The sequence below is a fragment of the Tessaracoccus aquimaris genome (assembly GCF_001997345.1).
Classification (GTDB): domain Bacteria; phylum Actinomycetota; class Actinomycetes; order Propionibacteriales; family Propionibacteriaceae; genus Arachnia; species Arachnia aquimaris.
The window spans coordinates 419,202-439,488 of sequence record NZ_CP019606.1 but is presented as its reverse complement, the minus strand read 5'-3'; the positions used below and the strand labels follow the sequence as shown (position 1 = coordinate 439,488).

Below are 20,287 nucleotides of genomic sequence, written 5' to 3'. Positions count from 1 at the left end.
CTAGAGAAGGTCGTCGATGTCCTCGACCCGGGCGCCGTGCCGCACGAGCGCCTCTGCGAAGCGGGTCTTGGGGACGAACCGCATGGGAAGGATCGCGGGCTCGGGACCGTCGTCGAAGCGCTCCCAGGCGTCGTCGATCAGCAACTCGAACGACGTGACGTCATGGGCGCCGCCGATCCTTTCGGCTGGGATCCACCGCCCTGCGGCGCGGGGGTCGTCGGATCGGGCGACGTTGCGTGCGGCCTCCCACGCGTCTCGCCCCGGCTCCGCCTGAGCGATCAGCACCCCGTCGCCGAAGAGGTGCAGGTCGACGAGCGCGCCCCCGGTGACCAGCCCAGCAAGGGTGCCGAGGTAGCGGTCCTGGCCGGGCGTCAGCCGTCGGTCCAGGTCGCCGCCAAGCGAGGCGATCAGGTCGCGCACCGGCTGACTGTTCCCACGCTCCACCGCCCGGTCGACGGCGTCGCCCAGCGCGTTCGGGTCGGCGAAGGTGAGGACATCGTCGTCCTGGCCCCAGGCGAGCCCGACGGCGGGGACGCCGAGCGCGACACGGGCGGCGAGGCGCAGGATCCACGGGTCGAGGTCGTCCCCGCCGTCCTCCTGATCGAGCATTCCGCGCGGCGTCGGGTCCACCTCCGGCACCGTCTCACCGAACAGGGCGAACGCCATCTGCCTCGGGGCGGCGACGACGGCGATCTGCTCCCAGGTGCCCCGCTGCAGAGCGGGAAGCAGCCAGTCGTCCTCGACGGCGAACGGGTCGTCGAGCAGCGTGGTTGCGGGCACCAGGCCCGCCGGGCGCGGACGGCCATGCGTGGCGGCGAACCGGCGCCAGGCCTCGTCGAGGGGCCCGCGCAGCCCCGCGTCGGACATCACGGTGATCAGGTCCTCGATCTCGAAGCCGAGGAGGTCTGCGGCGGCGAGGCTGGCCCGCGCCTCGTTGAGCGCTGCGGCTCCCCCAGCCTTGGCCCCGGCCTTCGCGGCGGCCGCCTCGACATCGTCCATCGAGTGCGCGGCGCGGTAGAGGTCGGCGCGCATGCGGGCCCAGCGCCCGCGGCGGTCGCTCTCCCTCCTGGCGAACGCCGCCTGTCTGCGGACCTCGGCGGGCAGGCGCGTGGCAGTCACGAGTTCGTGGGCGACGGCGGCGCGCAGTTCGCGCGCTTCAAGCAGGGACAGCGCCCCGTAGCCGAGCGCCAGCGCGCGTCGACGCTCGTCGTAGTCGACCCCCACCCTGTCGGTGAGCGCCAGCGCTGCGGGCGGCGCGACCTTGGCGTCGGCGGCCGCGTCGCGGACAAGTCGCCACAGTTCGGGGTGCCCGGAGGTCGGCAGGTCGACCGCGCGGCGCTTGTCGTCCACGGGTAGCCGCGGCGAGCGAAGGGCCGACCGTGCGAGAAGGTAGCCGACCAGCACCAGGACCACAGAGATGAGGGGCCAGCCAACCACCCACGCGACGACCGCGAGGGCAAGCGGCACGAGCCCCGCGAGCAGCGGCAGGCCGACGAGCAGGACCCTGGCACGCGTCCGCGATCTGCTTGAGCTCACTTCAGCCTCCGTGTCGCGTCGATGGCGCCTGGCGCCCCTGGCAGGACTCGAACCTGCAACCGACGGATTAGAAGGCCGTTGCGCTATCCATTGCGCCACAGGGGCTGGCGGCCAACATCATAGCCCGGTGGCACTGCTGACCATCGGACGCCTAAATTGGTCGTCATGAGTGAAAACCTGGTGTGGATCGACTGCGAAATGACCGGACTCGACCTGGTCAACGACGCCCTGATCGAGGTCGCGGTGCTGGTCACCGACGGCGACCTCAACGTCCTCGGAGACGGCGTCGATGTCCTGATCAAGCCGACGGACGAGCAGTTGGCGGCGATGGGCGACTTCGTGCGCGACATGCACACCAAGTCCGGCCTGCTCGACGAACTCGCCGATGGCGTGACGATGGAGGAGGCGACCGCGGCGTCGCTCGACTACATCCGCCAGTACGTGCCGATCGCCCGCAAGGCGCCGCTTGCCGGCAACACCATCGGCACCGACCGCGCGTTCCTCGCCCGCGACATGCCCGAACTCGAGCAGTGGGTCCACTACCGCAACGTCGACGTCTCCAGCCTCAAGGAGCTCGCCAAGCGCTGGTTCCCCAGGATCCACTACCAGTCCCCGGCCAAGACGGGCAACCACCGCGCGCTCGCCGACATCCAGGAGTCCATCGAGGAGTTGCGCTACTACCGCGACGCCATGTTCGTGGCCGCCCCGGGCCCACGACGGAGGACCTGCGCGCCATCGCCGCGAAGCACCGCGGCGCGCTCACAGGCAACGTCGGCGAGGCGCCCACCCCCACCGCCTGACGGGCAGGGAAGGCGGATTTCTCAGGCCGCCGACGGGTGCGCTATCCTTTCCGGGTCGCTGACTCGTCGGCGACGATGGTGGGTATAGCTCAGCTGGTAGAGCACCTGGTTGTGGTCCAGGATGTCGCGGGTTCAAGTCCCGTTACTCACCCCAAACGGGTCAGGTGTGAACTTGCGACCAAGGGGCCACCCTTGGTCGCGGTTCGCGCCTGGCCCATTTTCTTCGCCTCGGCGGCCCAGCTCAGGGCGTCGGCGTGGAGGCCGGAGAGGCTCAGTCCGTCATACGGGTTCCGGTAGCCGACGCGCACGTCGTTGTCCTCGTCGATGTAGATCGCCCTGAACAGTGCTTGGTTGCACAGTCGGCGGTTCGCGTCGTCGGCGTGCTCGTAGAGGTCGGCAGCGTTGGACAGCAGTTTCAGCGAGTCGTCGAGGTTCGCCCGCGCGTCGGCATAGTGGCCGTGGTGAGCGGTGATCCGGTGCTCGATGGTCTCCAACGACGCGGTGATCCGGTCCTGCTCCTTCTTGAGCAGGTCGAGCGGGATGGCTCCGGCGTAGTGGGCTTGCAGCAACTTCTGCTGCTCGCCTTCGAGTTGGGTTCTCCGGGACGCGAGGTCGGCAAGTTCGGCGGCTCCTTCGGCCATCATCTCGTCGAACCGGGCATGGATCATCGCCGAGACCGCCTGCGTCGTCTCGGGATCGAGCTGCACCTTGGCATAGAAGCGCTCGATGAGCCGTTCGACCTGCTCGATGAGCATCGCCTGCCGGGTGCAGTCGCCTCTGCCACCATGCCTGCTCGCGCACACGAAGTACGGGTAGATCGTGCCCTGGCTGCTCTTGGCGTTGCACACCAGTAGCCGCGAGCCGCACTGGCCGCAGAACACCGTCCCCTTCAAGTAGTGCTCGTGGACTTGCGTTGCATCTGCTGCCGAGCGGTGCGTGCCGAGCACGGTCTGCACCTGGTCCCACACCTCGTTGGGGACGATGGCCTCGTGCGCTCCGGCATAGGTCACGCCCTGGTAGCGGACGCTGCCCTTGTAGTACGGGTTCGTCAGCATCCGATGCACCGACGACTTCCCGATGGGTCGGGACGGTCGCCGCGGCGACGCCGCTGTCGTGAGCCCGCGCGCTACGAGCTCCTGGTGAAGCTGGCTCGTCGTCCAGTCGCCGGATGCGAACACCTGGAACGCCCACCGCACCAACGGGGCTCGCTCCTCGTCGATCTCGACGGTGCGTACTTCCCGCCCGAACTCGTCGCGCACGCCGACGTTGCGGTAGCCGATGGGTGCCTTCGTCACGGTGCCGCCCTGCGCGGCCTTCTGCGACAGACCCTTGACGACCTCGGTGGCGAGGTTGCGGGAGTAGAACTCCGCGATCGAGGACATGATGCCGTGCAGCAGCATCCCGGACGGGGTCTCGTCGATGTTCTCCGTGGCCGACACCAGCGTGACGCCGGCGTCCTTGAGGGCGAGGTGGATGGTCACGTCGTCGGCTCGGTTGCGGGCGAGCCGGTCGACCTTGTGGACGATGCAGTAGTTCGTCTTGTGCTTCGCGACGTACTGGATCATCCGCATCAGTTCGGGCCGGTCGGCCTTGCGCGCGGACTCGCCCGCGTCGACGAACTCCTCGATGATCGTTGCTCCGAGCTGGTCGGCCTTGCGCTGGTTCGCCTCGCGCTGGGCCGGGATCGAGAAGCCCTCCGCCTGGCCGCCCTTCTCCGCCTGCTCCTTCGTGGAGACCCGTAGGTAGGAGACGGCGAATGATCCGGGGAACGGGGTGGGCGCTACGAGGCTGTCTATCGCGGTTCGGTCCGCGTCGATGATCGTCATGGCTCTTCTCCACAGTCACTGGTCCTGCCGACGCGGACTTGTGAGAGCGGATGTTGATCGTGAGAAGAGCCCGAAGGCTGTAGGACTAGGCCGAGTCGGCCACGTTTACTTTGCCTCGCCGTGGCGGCGAAGCGCTAGGACCACAACATCCGCCATCCGCGACGGATGCCTCCATTCTACGACGACGCGCTCGCGCAGGCACGAGGGCGCTTCGGTCGCGTCGATCCCTCCGAACGGCACGCTCCCGACTGTTGGAGCGCCAGGCGGATCAGCAGCTCGCAGAGCTTGTCCAGGTCGGGCGGCTCGTGGAACTCGGCGCGGATCGTCAGCTCGCGCTCGCTCTGTTGACGCTGCCCGGTCTTCCGTTCATAGCGGCGCGCCACGATTCACACCTCGCCCGTCTCCGGGTCGATGCCCGCGAAGAAGGCATCCTCTGCTTCCTGGCGCGCATCCACCATGTCGATCACGAACCGAACGAAGTCTTCGTCGCGATCCGTGATCGGTGAGTCCTCGATGGGCTGAGTGGGGTCTTCACCGGGCCAGCTCGTCTGGCGAGTCGGGCGGTCTCGGTCGAGCCGCGTACCGCAGGCCGACACCCAATCACGAAGGCGGGCACGGGCATCGGCGAAGTCGCGGTGCCAGCCGAGCGGTGCCGACCCATTCTGCTCGGGGTCGTATGCGCACAGCCAGTGCAGGTGCAGCGCCGACAGTTCCCAGAGGAGCTCGGGGTGACGGTGCCAGTAGGGCGGAACGACGCTGGCCGGAAGTCCGTAGGTGTGGCGAAGCCAGTCCACCCAACGGTTCAGTTCGAGCAACTCGGCTTCGAGATCGTTGGCGGTCAGCAGATTCCAGTTGACCGGATGCGGCGGCTCGGGCACGTCGAAACGCGGGGACGCGAGACCTGCCTCGGGTGGCATGTCGTCGTGCTCAGGGTGGAACTGATCGCTCATGGCGGGATCGCTCACATTCCGATGGCAGCCGCGGTGGACGGCGCGGCCTGCTGAGGTCCGGTGAACGCCGCGGCGTCTCGGCCGGAAGTGCGTTCGCTGCGATCCACCTCGTAGCGGGTGCGGGCGAGGTCGTGTCCGATGCGCGTCGCGATGAACTCCTCGCCCTCGTACCGCTGGCCGTTGCGCTCGTAGGAGTAGTCGCGCACCCGTCCGTCGGCGATGATGTTGTCGCCCTTGGCGAGCCGCTCGGCTCCCTGCTCGGCAGCACCGCGATACGCAATGAGGTCGTGGAACGTCGTCTCCAGTTGCGTGAAGGAGTTGTCGGGCTCCTTGCGGTAATGCTCGATGCCGACCTTCATGTAGAGCCGTGCGTCGCCGCGGTCGGTGTAGCTGAGCTGCGGGTCCGAGGCGACAAAGCCGGAGATGGACTGGTGGGTACGAATGGCCATGATGGCGTCCTCCTGAACTCGGGCGACCAGCCGTGTGTGGCCGCTGTGTCAGGCAGGTGCGCTTCGGCACCCAGACGCAGCGTCAGGTGACGGGGCGGTGGCGCAGCAGTGTTTCGAGTTCGTCGCGGTCGCTGCGGAGTTGCGCGGCATCGGGGCGAGTCGGCCAGGCGCGGAGGTCGGTGACGATGGGCGGCGCGGAGCGCAGCATCGCAATGCCGGTGCCGAATGGCAGGGTGCGGATGCGGTCTGGCGGCAGGATCGGGACGCGGCGGATCGAGCGCTGGTTGGAGCGGGTGCCGTGGTCGCCGAGTGTCACGCTGTCGGTGTACTCGTCGCGCTCTCCGATGAGCGTGGAGAGGTCTTGGAGGTCGCGGCTGTTGGATGCGCCGCCGAGGATGATCTTGACGATGCTAGCGTCCCAGATCGCGCCGGCCTGGTGTTCACTCCACCTGTCGCGAGCCTGTGCGAGGGACTGCAAGACCGGCATGGTCGTGATCCCGGTGCCACCGCCTTCGGCCATGAGCGTCGGCAGTGACGGCAGCGGTGCGAGATTCCCGATCTCGTCGAGCGCGAGCAGTAGCGGCGGGTCGAGCCGTGCTCCGGGCGAGCGGGCGGCAAGTCGGCGGGCGGTTTCGATGAGGTCTTCGACGAACGCCGCGACCAGCGATGCCGAGGCTCCTGCTCCTGCTCCGGTGGCGAGCAGGTACAGGGTGCCTTGTTCGGTGAGGAAGGTCTCGGGGTCGAAGTGCTCGTGCGGGCCTGGCGTGACGGCATCGAGCACGCGCGGGTCGGCCAGTGCGGCCAGTGCGAGGGAGACGCCTTGCCAGATGCTGTCGCGGGTCTTGGGGTCGGCGTCGATCATCGCGGCCAGGGAGTCGTCCCAGCCCATCGCCGCGTTCGGGTGTGAGTTGAGGATGGCGACGGCTTCGGACGCGGCGCTGGGGTCGAGGGTCCATCTGAACAGCTCGGCTGGCTGGCGGCCGTCGAGCGCGGCGGCATGCAGCAGGCTTTGGAGTGCGGTGCGGGTTTTGCCTTCCCAGAACCCGCCGGACTCGACCCCTCCGGCGCTGAGTCCTGTGGCGGCTGCGAGGCCGTTAGCGCGGATCATCGCGGTCAGCGGATCGTCACAGCCGCGAATGGGCGACCAGCGCAGCCCGGCGGGGATGCCTTCGGCGAGGTGTTGCGGGTCGAACACCGCGACCGGTCCGCCCCTGCGGCGTCGGGCGCGGAGGGTCGCGGTGAGGTTGTCGGGCCTGGTGCTGGTGGTGACGACCGCTCCGGGTGCGTCGAGGATCGCGTTGATGACGACATGTAGGCCCTTGCCTGAGCGGGGTGGGCCGATCAGCAGGATCGAGTCTTCGACAGATGCCCAGACCTCCGTCCCGCGACTGGCACCGAGGAGGTAGCCGACATCCTGCGGGGCTGGTGATTCCAAGGAGGGGCGCAGTGTGGCCGCGCGGTGCAGCAGTGCCTTCGCGGATGCTGCGGTCTTGACTTCATGGCTGGTCGCGATCCCGGCAAGGCGGTGCGGGTCGGTCTCGGTCTTCCGCGTGTGGCGGCGCAGCACGATCCACACCCAGACGATCCCGGTGGCGAGTCCGCCGAGCAGTGCCGCGCTGACGAGCCAGTAGGCGACCGGGTTGAGACCGTCGGCACCGAGCGCGGTTGCCGGGTCGCCGGGGTTGAACAGCACGGCGAGTCCCGCCGCTGCGCCGGCGTCTGGCTGGGGTGTGCCGGTGAGGAACGCGGCGACACTGCCACCGGCGCGGAGAACGAGGGCGATCCCGAACATGCCGATCAGCCCAATGAGGGCGGCATTGGTGAGTTCGTCGCCCATGCCCCCGGCCTGCCGCTGGTTCATGTCAGCCGCCGCACCGCGAGCGTGCCCGAGATGCGCCCGAACAGGATCACCTCGTGTGTGCCGTCGGGTAGGTCGTCGAGGTCGATGAGCGTCCGGGCTTCGCCGGTCCCGGTAGCGTCGGTGTGGGAGACGATCGTCGCGACAGCGACATCCTCGCCAGGCACGAACCCGCCCGCGGTGACCTCAGCCAAGCGCGGCACCCGTCGGGCGTGGCGACTTCGACGAGTTTCCGGCGCAGGGGTCTCGGACGGTGCGACTGCGCGTCGGGGTTTGCGGGTGCGGAGGATGTCGGTGAAGACGCTGCCGTCGTTCTCGCGCACCTCGACTCGGACTGCGATGGTGCGGTCGTTGGTGATGGCATCCATGAGCGGCCCGAACGTCGCGCGCGTCCAGTCGCCCGCGTCCGGCGACGCGAACGGTGTTCCATCGACCGTGGCGGTGAGGGTGCCGTCTGCAGCGACGGTGACGAGGACGTGCGGCAGCTCGACGGGAGCCGTGGCATCGTCTTCGTTCGGGGTGGATCGGCGCGGGCCGGTGAGGTTCATCGGTGTCCTCCTGCGGCGCGGCTGCTGGTGTCGAACAGGGCGAGTTCGTCGGGGTGGAGTTGGTGCTGGCAGACGAAGCTCCTGGCCTTGATCCGCCACAGCCCTTGGCCGACGCCAAGGTTCGGCAAGAGCTGCTGCTCCGTGCCGGTCAGACCGAGGGCGGTCGCGGTCGGTCCGAGCTGGTCGGACTCCTGCCGGTACACGATCCGCGTTTCCGCGTTCGCGAGTAGTGAGTTCGCCAGGGAGCGCATGGCTGAGCCTTGGTCGCCCACGTTGTCGAGGTCGGTGAGCTTGTGGAAGATCAGCATGTTCGCGATCCCGTAGTGCCGCGCGAGTCGCCAGTGCGCATCCATCCGCCGCAGCAGCGCTGGATGGGACATGAGCCGCCAGGCCTCGTCGTAGATCACCCACCGCTGTCCACCGTTCGGGTCGAGCAGCGCGGACTCCATCCACGCCGACGAGCACGTCATCAACACCGAAATGAGCGTCGAGTTCTCGGTGACGCGCGAGAGGTCGAGCGAGATCATCGGCAGCGACGGGTCGAACGCGACCGTCGAAGGCCCGTCGAACAGTCCGGCCAGGTCGCCGGCCACGAGACGGCGCAGCGCGTGGCCGACGAGCCTGCCGTCCTCGGCCAACCGGCCGTCGGCATCCGCGCTCGGGGCGAGGATGCGGTCAACGACCATCGGCAGGATCGGCACATCGTTCTCCCGCACGGTCTGGGTCAGGGCGATGTCGATCGCGGTGTGCTCCAACGGCGACAATCCCCGCGCGAGCACGGTCTCCGCGAGTGCGCCGATCAGGTCACGCCGTCGGGCTGCGACAGTGGACGCCCATTGCTCATCCGAGAGACCGCTGGGCCGGTGGCCTTCATCGAGCGGATTCAGGCGAGTGTTGAGTCCGTGACCGAGGACGATGGCACGTCCACCGACGGCGTTGGCGACGGCGGTGTGTTCGCCCTTCGGGTCGCCGGGCACGTATACGCGCCGTCCGAACGGTAGCGAGCGCGTGTAGAGGGACTTGGCCAGCGATGACTTGCCGGAGCCGACGATCCCGGCCAGCACCACGTTGGGTGCGGTGATGATGCCGCGTGCGTAGAGCACCCACGGGTCGTAGACGAAACTCCCGCCCGAGTAGAGGTCTTGGCCGACGAACACGCCATCGGCGCCGAGACCGCCCTCGGCGACGAACGGGTACGCACCCGCCAGCGTCGCCGACGTGTCCTGATGCCGCGTCAGATGGAACCGGCCCGGAGTGCGCAGCCGCGCAGCGCCGGACTCGCCTGCCTTCGGCAGGTAGACCGTCGCGCGGCGCTCGGCACGCTCCTCCTCGGCCTTTGCCTTCGCGGCGGCGAGCGCGGTCCTTCGCTGCTCGGCGTGGAGTCGGGCCTCGGCCTTGCGGCGCTGCTTGCGGAGCTTCCGCCGCTCCTTCGACGGTGCCACCAGGACAGCGGTATGCAGCCGCGCGCGATCCTCGGTCACCGCACCAGCCCCCGCGACTGCTTGACCGCCGTGATCTTGGCCGGCTCGAACCACGACCCATCCCGCTTCGGGGTCGGCGGGTCGGCTCGCTTCGGAGCGCCCGGCGACGAGTACGACACCAGAAGCTCCGGCCCCGGCTGCACCGGAGCCGGTTCGACCAGCTCGGCATCCTGGGGCTCGGCCTCTGGTTCGGTGTAGCGGCGCAGCAGCGAGACGTAGCCGATATGCGGGTTGACGACCAGCGCGTAGTCGCCCGAGAGCGCAACCCGATCGTTGGTGCCCTCGCCGGGCTTGTCGTAGACATACCCGTTCTCCAGCGCGGCCTGCGTGGTCTCGTCGCCGTAGTCCCACTGCGCGAGGAAGTCCACCGCATCCACGTGTCCCAGCTCGCCCAGGATGTGCAACGGCCGGTCGGCCTCCTCGCCCTGGAGGAACACCACGCTGACCCACCGCGACGGCATGACCTCCTCGACGGCGGGCTCGGGGTGCCAGGCGATCCGCCCCGCGGCGATGAAGCCTTCCGCGAGCCGGTCGTGGGCCCGGTCGACGAGGTTCGCGGCCTGACGCAACTCTTCCGCAGCAGCGAGCGCCTCCCGCACGCCTGCCTCGTGGCTTCCGGCGTCGTTGAACGCGTGCGCGGCCTTGCGCTCGTGAACATCGGCGATCTGGTCGAGCGCCTGCCGCAGCGAGCGCATGCCCGAGGACAGATCACCGATCACCCCGTACATCTCGGCGGGCTGATCGAAGCCCCGGCTCGCGTGCGCGAGGCCGCGCAAGGCTTCGGACGCCTCGGCGGCGTCGGCAGTCGAATCGAAGAACGTAGGCATGGTGACCTCCTGGTGCCGTATGACGGGGAGGTGCGCACCAGCGAACGGAAAATGTCGGTGGTGCGGCCTAGCGTTGTAGATGACACGAGGGCAAACGAGGCAGGAGCCCGACAGAGTGAGCGCAAGTCAGTACCGAGGACAGCTTGACCGCAAGCGCAAACAGCGGATCGACGCGGACAAGAAGGCGGGTGAGTACCGGTCGAAGGAGTCCTCGAAGCGAGCCGATGCCGCCAAGGCGCGGCAGGCTGCCGCAAAGACGACGAGCAGTTCCACCCGCAGCAGCAAGTTGCGGGACGCCGAGCGCCGCGAGAAGGAAGCGGAGACTGCGGGCAAGGAGGCCAGCCGCTGGCAGACCCGGGCAGCCGGCTACGCGAAGGACGAGGCCGCGCTACAGACCAAGCTCTCCCGTGCCGAACAGTCGGAGGCCGATGCCGCCGAGAGACGCCGAAAGAGCGAGCAGCAGCGTGCCGACCGGCGGGCGGCGGCTGAACGTGCCCAGCTTGAATCGCGGATCAGCGGTGCCGAGGTAGCCGTCAGTCACGCGCTGCGTCAGCTCCCAGCGCCCAAGCCGGAGAAGCTCCGAGTGCTCATGCTGGGTGCTTCGGCCGAAGGTGACCTCCGCGTTGGAAGGGAGCAGAAGCGCATCCGGGCAGCGGTCGAGTCGGCTTTGCACCGTGACCAGATCGAACTCGATGTGCGGCCAGCAGCAACTACGGCTGACCTACTGGACGGCATCACGAAGTTCCGTCCTCACGTGGTCCACTTCTCGGGCCACAGCAACGACGACCTGATCGTCTTTGAGGATGAAGCAGACGAACCCCACGAGGGAGTGATCGTGACGGCGCTAGCCTTCGCACGCGCGATCAGCGCAACCGACGATCCTCCGCTCCTCGTCCTGCTGAACTCGTGTCGCTCCGCAGCCCAGATCGACGACCTGGTGGCTCGAGTCGTGCCGTTCGCGATCGGGATGGCCGACAGCATCGAAGACGCCGATGCGATCAACTACGCCGCACAGTTCTACGCGGCAGTCGCAAACGGGCAGTCCATCATCTCTTCGCATCTGTCGGGACAGGCTGCGCTCGAACTCGCGGGACTGGAAAGCGCTGACCTGCCGACCCTTGCTTGGGCACCCGATGTCGATCCATCAGCCACGATCCTCGTCAGCCCTGAAGGCTGAACTCAGACCCGCCGGCAGAGCGGGAGCGCGGCGGCGGTGAAGGCGGCGGCTTGCTGGCCGACGAGCAGCCGCGTCTCACAGGAGGCTTGGATCGCGGCCTGCTCGATCGCGGCGACGGCGGCATCGAGCTCTTCGCCGGTGGGCGCAGAGACGGCGATGAGGCCGGTGTAGCGGAGGATGCCGTGGCCGGCGGTGAGGTCGGCTTCTTGCTGGAGCACGTCGTGATACTCGGCGGTCTGCGAGGCGTCCTCGATCTGGCCGATCTTCGCGCGCTGGGCCTGGTCGGAGATGTGCTCGACCTTCTTCCTGCGGATGTCGCGAGCAGCGGCATCGGAGCGCATCGGGGTGCAGATCAGCGAGAACGACCGCTGGATGCCGGTGGACAGCAGCACGGGCGACAGGAATCCCGGATAGACGAGCGACCTGGGCCACTCGCTGACCCAGAGCACCGCGTGGTGGGCGGAGTCGGTGCGCAGCTTGCCCCAGGTCTCGGTGACCGCAACCGGCCCTGCGGTCGCGAGGGACTGGCCGAGCCTGCCGTGCCGTTCCAGCGTGGCGGCGATCGCTGGGTCGTAGGCGGAACGCAGCATCACCGCGATGTGCCCTGGTGTCAGCCATCCCGACGGCGAGAGGTCGGCGGAGCGAAGCGCCGCGATGAGAGTGTTCATCTCTTGGCGCAGCACGGCGGCAGCACCGCGCATCCCGGCGCCCGCGGTCCTGATCTGCCGAGCGCTGGTCTTCATGTCCAGTGACAGCGAGAGGGTGGTGGCGTGGCGTTCGCCGGCGGGTCCGGCACGGTCGATGAGTTCTGCGTAGGTGTCGGCCGCCCATGATCCGTCCGGGGTGCCGTGGGTGGCCCACCATTCGGCCAGTCCGGTGCCGGAGTCCGGCAGAGTCCGCTCCAAGACCTGAAGAGTCGCGATCCGCCCGGAGCGGCAGACGGTGGCCAGCACCCGGCCCCAGGAGCTGACGCGGCGTTCCTGCTCGCCGGGATCGAGGAGCACGAACGCGGGATGGGTGACCTCGCACACCACGGTCAACGTGGCGGCGTGGGGGTCGTGGATCATCCCCGCTCCGGTGTCGGGGTCGGTGTACTCGCGCAGTCGCGCCATGTCGCCGGGCAGTGCGAGGGTGCCGACGGGGCGCGGGACGACGATCCTGCGCCGGTACAGCAGTTGTCCGCCGGTGGTACGCCACAGCCACCAGCAGGCGATGGGCAGCCACTCCACGATCGGCCGGCCCGCGATCGGTATCCAAGTCAGCGCGGCGGCGAGTACCCAGATCGGGGCACTGTAGGCGAGCAGCATCCCACCTCCGGCGTAGAACGCGCCGATGAGTGTGGCTCCGCCGATGGCGAGTGTGATGAGCTGGGTCAGCGACAGGCCGAGGAGGACGCCGCGGCGGGTGAGGCGGGAGAACTTCACCGGCACGAGTTCACCCGCAGTGGGCCGGTCCTGGTTCGTGCTGCTCATCATCTACTCCTTTGGTGGGCGTGGCGCGGGCGGCGGGGGCTGCTTCGGCGGCGGTGACGGGTCGGTGCTCGGCGGTCGTGGTGCCGAGATTGACGGCGGTGCCGCAGGTGAGGCGGCGGGCGGTGGCGTTGTCTGCGCGGCTGCGTCGGCGGCGTGCTCGCCCTGGGTTCCCAGCGCCGTTCCGGCCTTCGGCCCGGCGGTCGCGGCACCCTTGGCGACACTCGCCCCGACCACCACCCCTGCGGCCACGGGGCCGGCCGCGGCCGCGCCGCCCCCGCCTGCGGCGGCACCTCCACCACCCGCGGCGGGTGCCGGTGCCGGGGTCTTCGGCGGTGGCGGTGTGCTACTTCCTCCACCGGAGCCTCCGCCCGCGTTCCCGCCGCCACTGCTGCTCCCGTCGAGCACCTTCTTCCGATCGCCGCCTCCTTGCGGCTTGGTCGGGACGGGGATCGGGCGGTTGAGTGCGCTCTTGGCGTCCTGCTCGGAGCCGATCGCGTGGTACATGTCGAACCCGACGAACGCGATGAACTTGTACGTGAGATACGGGGCGAACGCGGCCATCGCCATCAGCACGATCCCCGCGATGGGATCGCTGACCGAGGCGAGGTCGGCGTCGATCGGTGCGGAGACCTGGGTGATCGCGACGAGGAACATCACGACGAGCACGAGCTTGGAGCAGATCAGCGCGACGACGAACATCGCCCACTTCCCGATCCACCCCCGCGAGGCGTCCCACGAGGCACCGCTGAACGCGAGCGGCGCGAACACGACCGCCACCAGCAGGAGCGCTTTCCGGACGAGGAGGGACAGCCACACGATCGCGGCGGCGGTGATCGCGAGGCCAGCCATGAAGATCGTGATGATGGCGCCGACACCGGGAGCGGCGATGTTGATGCCGACCAGCCCTGCGGCGAGGAGGGCGATCTTGTCGCCCATCGACTCGGTGGTCTCTCCGGCGGCTTGCACGATCCCGATGCACAGTTGATCGACGACTTCCAGCAGCAGTGCCGTGAGCGTGATGACGACAAACGATCCGAGGACGGACTTCGCCAGGCCGAGCGCGGCGCGGGTCAGGGCGGTGGGGTCGCGGCGGATCAGCCCGGTGATGAGTTGGAGGCAGAAGAAGATCAGCATCACGAAGACGGCGATGCCGAACAGCAGGTTGTAGACGGCGATGTAGCCGGGCTTGGTGACATCCACCAGCGTCGTGGTGTCGAAGACCGACCAGACCGCCTCGAACAGCCACCCGGCGGCGGCACCCATCGCCTGCGCGAGCCAGTCGAACGGGGCCGCGACCAACGACGCGGCTCCTTCGCCGACGGCATCGCACACCGAGGAGATCACGGGAACGTCGCACACGCCCATCACGAACACCAGCTCTCGACGACGATGGGGCGGGTCAGACGGACTGGCCGACGTTCCAGAAGAAGTTGATGAGCGTCACGCTCGAGCCGCAGATCACCGCAGCGCCGCAGGAGACGAGGACGCCGATCTTCCCGCGCGAGGCGAGGTGTGGGTTGGAGGAGTTCGCGCCGAAGCCCCACACGATCGCGGACACGATCAGCGCGAGCACGGACAGGATGAGGCCGATGGTCATCACCGCGCCGACGATGGTGCGCAGTTGGTTGATCCCCGGCAGGCCGTTGGTGTTGGGGTCGATGTTGATGTCCATTGGCACCAGCAGCGGCGCGGACATGACGTTGGCGAGCAGATCGAACACGGTAGGTCTCCTTGGCGACGGGCGGCCCGCCCACGAACTCGCAGACGGGGTACACGCGACAGGTGCGCGCTCGTCGCCGTCCCTGTCGGTGGCCGCCCGTAGCCTTGGAGTATCTGTGCGTCGCTCGCCCGCACGGGACCGCCGGACGAGAGGTGCAAGGAACATGAGTCAGTACGGGGTGGATTACCTCCAGCGGTTGCGTGCCGCTGTTGAGAAGTTCGAGGAAGCGTTCGACGCCTGGATGAGCACTCAGGTTGAGTCGGATCACATGTCGGCGCGCGGCCTCTTTCCTACTGTGTGGACAAAGGAAGGCCAGGACCAGAGCGAGGTTCAACGGCTCGAACTCGGTGTCGCGGAGGCTGCTGGCCTGGCGGCGAGCGCTGTGTCAGTGACCGGTGCCTACATTGGGATCGCTGGTCTCGGAGCGATCGACCCGATCTCTAACTGGTCATTTATGTCTGCGCCCAAGGCCCCCATCGCGCCTCGGGATATTCGGACTACGACCGCCAACGTCAAGGGCAGGCTCGACGCGATGATCGTCGACGCCGAGTCACGTACCGACTCTGACCTTCCGACCTTCGCTCCCGCACAGTTTCACCCCGTGGTCTGGGCTGGTGCTTCCGCCCATTGGACGACGCATCAGTACCGAGTTGCAGTTCGTGAAGCAGCCGAAGGCCTCACGGTCCACTGGAAGGAACGTCTCGGCCGGAACGATGTCGATGACACGGTCTTCTGGCAGCAGACGTTATCGTCGGGCGCTCCTGAACCGGGCAAGCCGAAGCTCACCTGGCCGGGAGGGTCGGATGACAAGACGGTGAAGAGCATGCGCGGCGGTCTTGAACCGCTCGCTAAGGCCCTCAACGCGCTGGCCACTGGTCTGAACCTCACGGTCCGCAACGTGACGACGCACACGCGCACCGAACTGTCCGAGCAGGAAGCGATGGAGCGCCTCGCGGCATACAGTTACCTCGCGCGCCTGCTCGACCAGTGCGAGACAGCGAGCGCCGACGCGGAGGAATCAGACCGATGACCGCGAAGCCGCAGCTACAAACTTGAACCGACTGTGAGTAGCCAGTTCATCCAGGCCACGCCGCCTCCGGCGAGGACGGCCGCGCCGACGGAGACGAGGACACCGATGCGGCCTTTGCTGGCGGTCGCGTAGTTTCCGTGGGCCGTCGCGATCGCCCAGACGATCGCGGAGACGATGAGCATGAGGACGGCCACGATCAGGACGAACGTCAGGAGCGCGCCGACCACGGCGCGGAGGTCGCCGATGCCGCCGAGTCCGTCGAAGTCGGGGAAGACACCCATTGCAGGTCACCCTGCCTTGACGGTGAGGTGGAGGTGGTCGTAGTGGCCGCCGGTGATGGAGGCGGGGTCGTGCATGCCTCCGCCGTTGTATGGCCGCCAGCCCTCGGCGTCGCGGGCGACGGACCAGATTTGGCCTTGCCAGATCAGGTACTCGACGCCGAGCACGTCGGCGTTGTCCTTCATCCAGTTGGTGACCTTCCAGCCGGCGTCGAGTTGTGCCGGGGTGGGTCGCTGGCCGATGCGGTTGCCGAAGGTGATGTCGCAAGCCCTGCCGAGGGGATGCTCGGACTTGGTGCCGGGGCGTGGTGAGTAGCAGCCCCAGCCGGTGTCGGGGAACGCTGCGAGGGTCTGCTGGTAGAGGTGGAGCATGCGGGCGGTGATCTTGCCCGAGCTGGTGGGATCGTCGACGAGCCGGTCGGGGTCTCCATCGACGCCGGTCGGCGTGCCCGCAGTGGTGTTGTTGCAGGCGGCGGGTGATCCGCTGGTCGCTGTCGGCAGGTTCGCAGCCCCGTGCTCATTGAGCCAGGCGGCGGCGTCGATGGCTTCCCCGTTCGTGCCGCCGGGCCGGACCTCGAAGTGCAGATGTGCGCCGGTGCTCATGCCCGAGGAGCCGACATCGCCGATGTGCTGCCCTGCGTTCACGCGGTCACCGGGACGGACGTGGATGCCGCTCTGCCACATGTGCGCGTAGGCCGTGGCGACGGTCTGGCCGTCGATGGTGTGCTCGATGACGATGAGGCCGCCGTACCCACCGGAGAACTCCGCGACGGTCACGGTGCCATCCGCGGCGGCGAGGATCGGCGTGCCGTCGGGCGCGGCGAAGTCGGTGCCGGTGTGCATCTTCCGTTCGCCCGTGATCGGGTGCACTCGCATCCCGAACGGCGAGGTCAGCACCCAGGTGCCCTCGGGCAGCGGGAACACCACCCGCGACGACAAGACCGCCGGGCCGCCCGCGCCGCTAGCGGCACCGCCGCCTGTGGTGAGGGCGGCGAGGATGCTGTCGGCGACGGGCGCGTAGTTGCGGTAGCCGTCGGGGAAGGCGGAGACCTCGACGGCTTGGGCGGCTTCGCCAGGGTCCATCTGTTGCCAGCCGGGGATGTCGAGCAGCCCGCGCGGCGAGGGGTAGTTCGGGCCGGTCGGCCCGCCGAAGAACGCCTGCGCCTGATAGTTCGGGTCCATCAACTCGGCGACGGTGCCCCACCCGGATTGGGGGCGCATCTGGAACAGGCCGAGGGAGTCGTGGTCGCCGCCGTTGCCGTCGTTCGGGTAGTTCGCCGAGTCGGGGTAGGTGCCGGTGTTGGTGAGCATCCGCAGCGTGGACTCGGTGAGCGCGGCCATCAGCGCGATCTTGATTCCCGGCCTGCCCACGTTGGTGATGCCGTTGCCGACCGTGATGATCGTGGCCGCGTGCGTGAGCTGCTGACGATTCAGCGTGAAGGTCTCGTCGTTCGCGGTGGTCACGGTGAGCGCGTCCGGGATCGGTCCGAGGTTCACGCTCCCGGCAGGTGTGGCGCAGTACGCAGCGGCGGGGTTCATCAGCACCCCGATCCCGAGGAGCGTGGCGGCGGGGGCGAAGAACAGCAGTGCCAGCGCTGCGATGGTGGCTTTGCGGAACACGACGCCAGCCCTTCAGCGCAGCGGGTTGTCGAGCTGCGAGAGCCGCAGCAGATGACAGGTCGGGTAGGTCGGGGCGCAGACGACGAACACGGTGAACGCGACCGGATGCTCGCTGGTGACCGGTTGCCCGTTCCAGACCCCGGCACGGTAGCGGGTGCCCTCGATCGTGACGGCCGTCGTTCCTGCCGCGAGCTGCCCCGGCTGGGCCTGCGCTGCCGCGTCGGCCCAGCCGTCGGGGACGTACGCGGCCTCGATGGTGAGGTGTTGGCGGGTGGCGTATTGCCGCAGCTCGATCCAGGCGTCTCGGGTCGGCAGGTAGACGGCTACGTCGGAGGCCAGCCCCGCCTGTTCGTCCCCGCTGGGGTCACCGACCGCGAGGATCGTCGGGCTGTAGTCCAGCGGCCACAGCCCCGAGGCGGTGTCCCACGCGAACAGCGTGGACGCGACGCCGCGAGCGAAGGTCTCGGGGTCTACCGAACGCGGAACCGCTGGAACCCGTGGTGTCCGGGGCGTGCTCGGTGCCACGGTCGGCGGTGCCGTCGTGGTCGGGCCAGGCTCCGGGCCGGGATCGGTGCTGGTGCTGGTGCGGGGGCCGGTGAGGAGTCCGTAGACGCCGACACTGGCGAGGAGCAGCAGGACGATGCCGGCGGCGATGAGGGCGACGAGTCGGCGGCGGTTCCGGGGATCGGTGGGTGCAGGGCTCATGCCGAGCAGGTGCACATCCGACACCCATGCCAGCGGTCAGAGCGCGCGGAGTCGTGGCCGCTCCACCGCGTCTTCGCGTGCGGCACGGAGGGCGTCGGCGAACCGGACGGTGCCGTCGGTGGTGGTGAGGAAGTTCTCGAACTGCTCGTCGGTTAACTCGGCGGCGAGTGTGTCGGCGTCGTAGTGGGTCCACCAGTTGGTGAGCTCGCCCCAGGTCTGCACGAACGCGCGAAGCGGGTAGCGGACGGGTTGGCCGTCGCCGGTGACGAGCGGCAACGGCTTGGGTGGGGTGCGCTTGCCCTTCTTGATCGACTTCGCCTGGGCCACGGCTGCTTCGGCGCGAGCGTGCATCTCTGCCTCGCGCCGCTCCCGCGCAGCGGTGTCGGCATCGCGGATCGCTTGATAGATCGGATGCACCGCGTCACCGGCCTCGATCCGACCCAACCCGGCGGCGGCCTCGGCGCGCAGAGTCTCTGGCAGAGCAGGGTTGCCAGCGATGTCTTCGAGGTAGCCGATCTTCTCCAGCGTCGTGTGCGACGCGCCACCCGGAATCATCGCCGCCGCCTGCTCCCGGGCCTTCCCAAGCGGCCCGCTCGACGGTGGTGCAAATTTTGCACCACCGTCGTTTCCTGGCTGGTTCTCGCTGCTGAACTGGGTCGCGCTCTTGCGACGGGCGGCGTCTTCGGCCATGACCTGCTTGATCTCGCGGTAGAGGCCGGCGGCTTCGAGCTGGGTGTAGGGCTTGTGGAGCATGTTGTCGTCCTGCTCGGCGAGGAGCTGCCCGAGCCGGTCGGACAGGCCGCTGCGCACCCACACGTTGACGGTGCGCCAGCCGAGCTTCTTGATCGCGGCCAGGCGTCGTGCCCCGCACACCAGTACGCCGTCGATCGTGATGGTGAGTGGTTGCAGCAATCCGTCGCGCCCGATGGATGCCGCGAGGGCGTCGATGTCGCCGAGGTCGGCGCGGTGCCGGGTGCCGACGAGGATCGACTCGACGGTGCGGTCGAGCTGGATGCTGCCGATCTGTGGCTCGGTCACGACGACTCACCGCCTCCACCACTCGGAGCGGCCAGAGCGAGCGCGAGGATCAGATCGTCGTCGCGGAGCAGTAGGTCGAGCGTTTCGCCCAGCAGCAGCCGGAGCAGGATGCCGCGACCGCTGCTGGTGGCGACGTAGGCCGGGTGCGGGTTCCCGAGCAGCGCCTTCAGCAGTGCGGCCCAGGAGCGGCGCGGGAGGTCGAGCAGTGCCCGCGCGTGCCGGTCGCGGCGCAGCGTCTCGTAGGCGGACTGGCGGGTGCCGGCTTTCGTCAACGCCCCGCAGACGTGCTCGACCGCGGCCCGTGCGGTGTCGGCGGGCCAGTCGAGCAGGCACAGCATCGCGATGGCGTCCTCGGCCGCCGATCCAGCGGACATGCACGCTTGCGCTGACCCGAGACTGTCGCGCGGTTCCGGTTCGAGGTCGCTGGGACGCAGGTCGGTGGTGTGGAACGCGGGATGATAGTCGGCCAGCGCGGTGTCGCGTTCGGAGAACCGTTCAGGATCGTGGAACGCCGAAACGTGCGCGCGACGAGCCTGGTGCACCGAGCAGAGCAGGCCTTGGGCGCGTTCCTCGTAGACGCAGGTGATCCGCACGGCGTGGGTGATGATCGCCCACGGATCGTTGGCCTCGCGGGTCGAGCGGTACTGCATCGCGTCGAACGCCGCCGTCACCGCTTCCCAGGTGTCGAGCCTGTGTTTCCTCGCGAGAGCGCGGTACTTGTCGGCGGCGAACTCCATCAGGTCGCGGGCCACCGGGTCGTGAACCCAGGCATCCTCGCCGCCCTCGGCGAGGCGATTGAGCAGGGCACGCAGGCCCTCGCCGGTGGTGAAGTCCTCAGCCCCGTCGGCCGTCTGCTCGGTGCTGGTGCTGGTTGGTCTGGTCATGGTGTCGGCACCTCCTGGCAGGCAGGTGCGCACTCGCTCCCACGAGCGCGTCCTGCATGCCGATGCCGTCGCAGCCATGACCTGTCAC

Annotated in this window: 19 protein-coding genes, 2 tRNA genes and 1 pseudogene; 4 read left to right on the top strand and 18 right to left on the bottom strand. The window is 68.6% G+C overall.

All coding sequences use genetic code 11. The features are described 5' to 3' along the window. Both BW730_RS02075 and BW730_RS02070 read right to left on the bottom strand, forming a co-directional pair. Entirely contained in the window at positions 1-1,536 is a 1,536-nt protein-coding gene (locus BW730_RS02075; RefSeq protein ID WP_077684805.1) for a M48 family metalloprotease, read from the bottom strand. Positions 1,537-1,565: 29 nt separating this feature from the next. After that, positions 1,566-1,641, bottom strand: a tRNA-Arg gene (locus tag BW730_RS02070). Positions 1,642-1,701: 60 nt separating this feature from the next. On the opposite strand from BW730_RS02070, the pseudogene orn reads away from it, so the two are divergent. Beyond that, positions 1,702-2,336, top strand: a pseudogene (gene orn / locus BW730_RS02065) (oligoribonuclease). A 78-nt stretch (positions 2,337-2,414) separates the two neighbouring features. Continuing rightward, positions 2,415-2,490, top strand: a tRNA-His gene (locus BW730_RS02060). On the opposite strand, the gene BW730_RS02055 is transcribed toward BW730_RS02060, so the two are convergent. The 8 genes from BW730_RS02055 to BW730_RS02020 all read right to left on the bottom strand — a co-directional run bounded on the left by BW730_RS02055 (position 2,483) and on the right by BW730_RS02020 (position 10,275). Further along, positions 2,483-4,162: a recombinase family protein gene (locus BW730_RS02055; RefSeq protein ID WP_026926257.1), complete on the bottom strand. Its 1,680-nt coding sequence runs from the start codon at positions 4,160-4,162 to the stop codon at positions 2,483-2,485. The genes BW730_RS02060 and BW730_RS02055 overlap by 8 nt on opposite strands. A 176-nt stretch (positions 4,163-4,338) precedes the next feature. Next, a complete protein-coding gene (locus tag BW730_RS02050) occupies positions 4,339-4,545 on the bottom strand; it encodes a hypothetical protein (RefSeq protein WP_077684804.1) in 207 nt (68 codons plus the stop codon). 3 nt (positions 4,546-4,548) lie between these two features. Then, the gene (locus tag BW730_RS02045; protein WP_026926259.1) at positions 4,549-5,127 is read right to left on the bottom strand and encodes a hypothetical protein; all 579 of its coding nucleotides are present in this window, start codon (positions 5,125-5,127) and stop codon (positions 4,549-4,551) included. Further along, positions 5,124-5,561, bottom strand: coding sequence for a single-stranded DNA-binding protein (locus BW730_RS02040; protein WP_026926260.1), 438 nt, complete (start codon positions 5,559-5,561; stop codon positions 5,124-5,126). Before BW730_RS02040 ends, BW730_RS02045 begins: the two co-directional genes overlap by 4 nt. A gap of 82 nt (positions 5,562-5,643) precedes the next feature. Continuing rightward, a complete protein-coding gene (locus tag BW730_RS02035; RefSeq protein ID WP_026926261.1) occupies positions 5,644-7,422 on the bottom strand; it encodes a type IV secretory system conjugative DNA transfer family protein in 1,779 nt (592 codons plus the stop codon). Then, complete coding sequence (locus BW730_RS02030) at positions 7,419-7,967, bottom strand: hypothetical protein (protein WP_026926262.1); 549 nt, start codon at positions 7,965-7,967, stop codon at positions 7,419-7,421. The genes BW730_RS02035 and BW730_RS02030 overlap by 4 nt, the downstream gene beginning before the upstream one ends. Next, on the bottom strand, positions 7,964-9,448 hold the full coding sequence (locus BW730_RS02025; RefSeq protein WP_026926263.1) for an ATP-binding protein: 1,485 nt from the start codon (positions 9,446-9,448) through the stop codon (positions 7,964-7,966). Before BW730_RS02025 ends, BW730_RS02030 begins: the two co-directional genes overlap by 4 nt. Beyond that, the gene (locus BW730_RS02020; protein WP_026926264.1) at positions 9,445-10,275 is read right to left on the bottom strand and encodes a hypothetical protein; all 831 of its coding nucleotides are present in this window, start codon (positions 10,273-10,275) and stop codon (positions 9,445-9,447) included. Before BW730_RS02020 ends, BW730_RS02025 begins: the two co-directional genes overlap by 4 nt. 115 nt (positions 10,276-10,390) lie before the next feature. Here BW730_RS02020 and BW730_RS02015 point away from each other — a divergent pair, with 115 nt between their 5' ends. Next, the gene (locus BW730_RS02015; protein ID WP_026926265.1) at positions 10,391-11,452 is read left to right on the top strand and encodes a CHAT domain-containing protein; all 1,062 of its coding nucleotides are present in this window, start codon (positions 10,391-10,393) and stop codon (positions 11,450-11,452) included. 2 nt (positions 11,453-11,454) lie between these two features. Here the strand turns inward: BW730_RS02015 and BW730_RS02010 are convergent, their stop codons facing one another. Genes BW730_RS02010 through BW730_RS02000 form a run of 3 tightly spaced genes read right to left on the bottom strand, consistent with a single transcriptional unit; the run spans position 11,455 to position 14,644 of the window. Beyond that, positions 11,455-12,924, bottom strand: a complete 1,470-nt coding sequence (locus BW730_RS02010; RefSeq protein ID WP_026926266.1) for a PrgI family protein — start codon at positions 12,922-12,924, stop codon at positions 11,455-11,457. Positions 12,925-12,927: 3 nt separating this feature from the next. Next, entirely contained in the window at positions 12,928-14,289 is a 1,362-nt protein-coding gene (locus tag BW730_RS02005; protein WP_026926267.1) for a hypothetical protein, read from the bottom strand. Between the two features lie 34 nt (positions 14,290-14,323). After that, positions 14,324-14,644: a DUF6112 family protein gene (locus tag BW730_RS02000; protein ID WP_026926268.1), complete on the bottom strand. Its 321-nt coding sequence runs from the start codon at positions 14,642-14,644 to the stop codon at positions 14,324-14,326. A 163-nt stretch (positions 14,645-14,807) separates the two neighbouring features. Here BW730_RS02000 and BW730_RS01995 point away from each other — a divergent pair, with 163 nt between their 5' ends. Next, on the top strand, positions 14,808-15,674 hold the full coding sequence (locus BW730_RS01995) for a TIGR02391 family protein (protein WP_026926269.1): 867 nt from the start codon (positions 14,808-14,810) through the stop codon (positions 15,672-15,674). A 14-nt stretch (positions 15,675-15,688) separates the two neighbouring features. On the opposite strand, the gene BW730_RS01990 is transcribed toward BW730_RS01995, so the two are convergent. From BW730_RS01990 to BW730_RS01970, 5 genes are read right to left on the bottom strand one after another with little or no spacing between them, the layout of a single operon-like run. Next, entirely contained in the window at positions 15,689-15,955 is a 267-nt protein-coding gene (locus BW730_RS01990; protein WP_026926270.1) for a DUF6112 family protein, read from the bottom strand. A 6-nt stretch (positions 15,956-15,961) separates the two neighbouring features. Further along, entirely contained in the window at positions 15,962-17,572 is a 1,611-nt protein-coding gene (locus BW730_RS20235) for a M23 family metallopeptidase (RefSeq protein WP_026926271.1), read from the bottom strand. A 12-nt stretch (positions 17,573-17,584) separates the two neighbouring features. Then, positions 17,585-18,301, bottom strand: coding sequence for a hypothetical protein (locus BW730_RS01980; protein ID WP_226996989.1), 717 nt, complete (start codon positions 18,299-18,301; stop codon positions 17,585-17,587). Positions 18,302-18,313: 12 nt separating this feature from the next. Next, the gene (locus tag BW730_RS01975; protein WP_077684803.1) at positions 18,314-19,315 is read right to left on the bottom strand and encodes a ParB N-terminal domain-containing protein; all 1,002 of its coding nucleotides are present in this window, start codon (positions 19,313-19,315) and stop codon (positions 18,314-18,316) included. Next, a complete protein-coding gene (locus BW730_RS01970; protein WP_026926274.1) occupies positions 19,312-20,199 on the bottom strand; it encodes a hypothetical protein in 888 nt (295 codons plus the stop codon). Before BW730_RS01970 ends, BW730_RS01975 begins: the two co-directional genes overlap by 4 nt. Positions 20,200-20,287 lie beyond the last annotated feature (88 nt).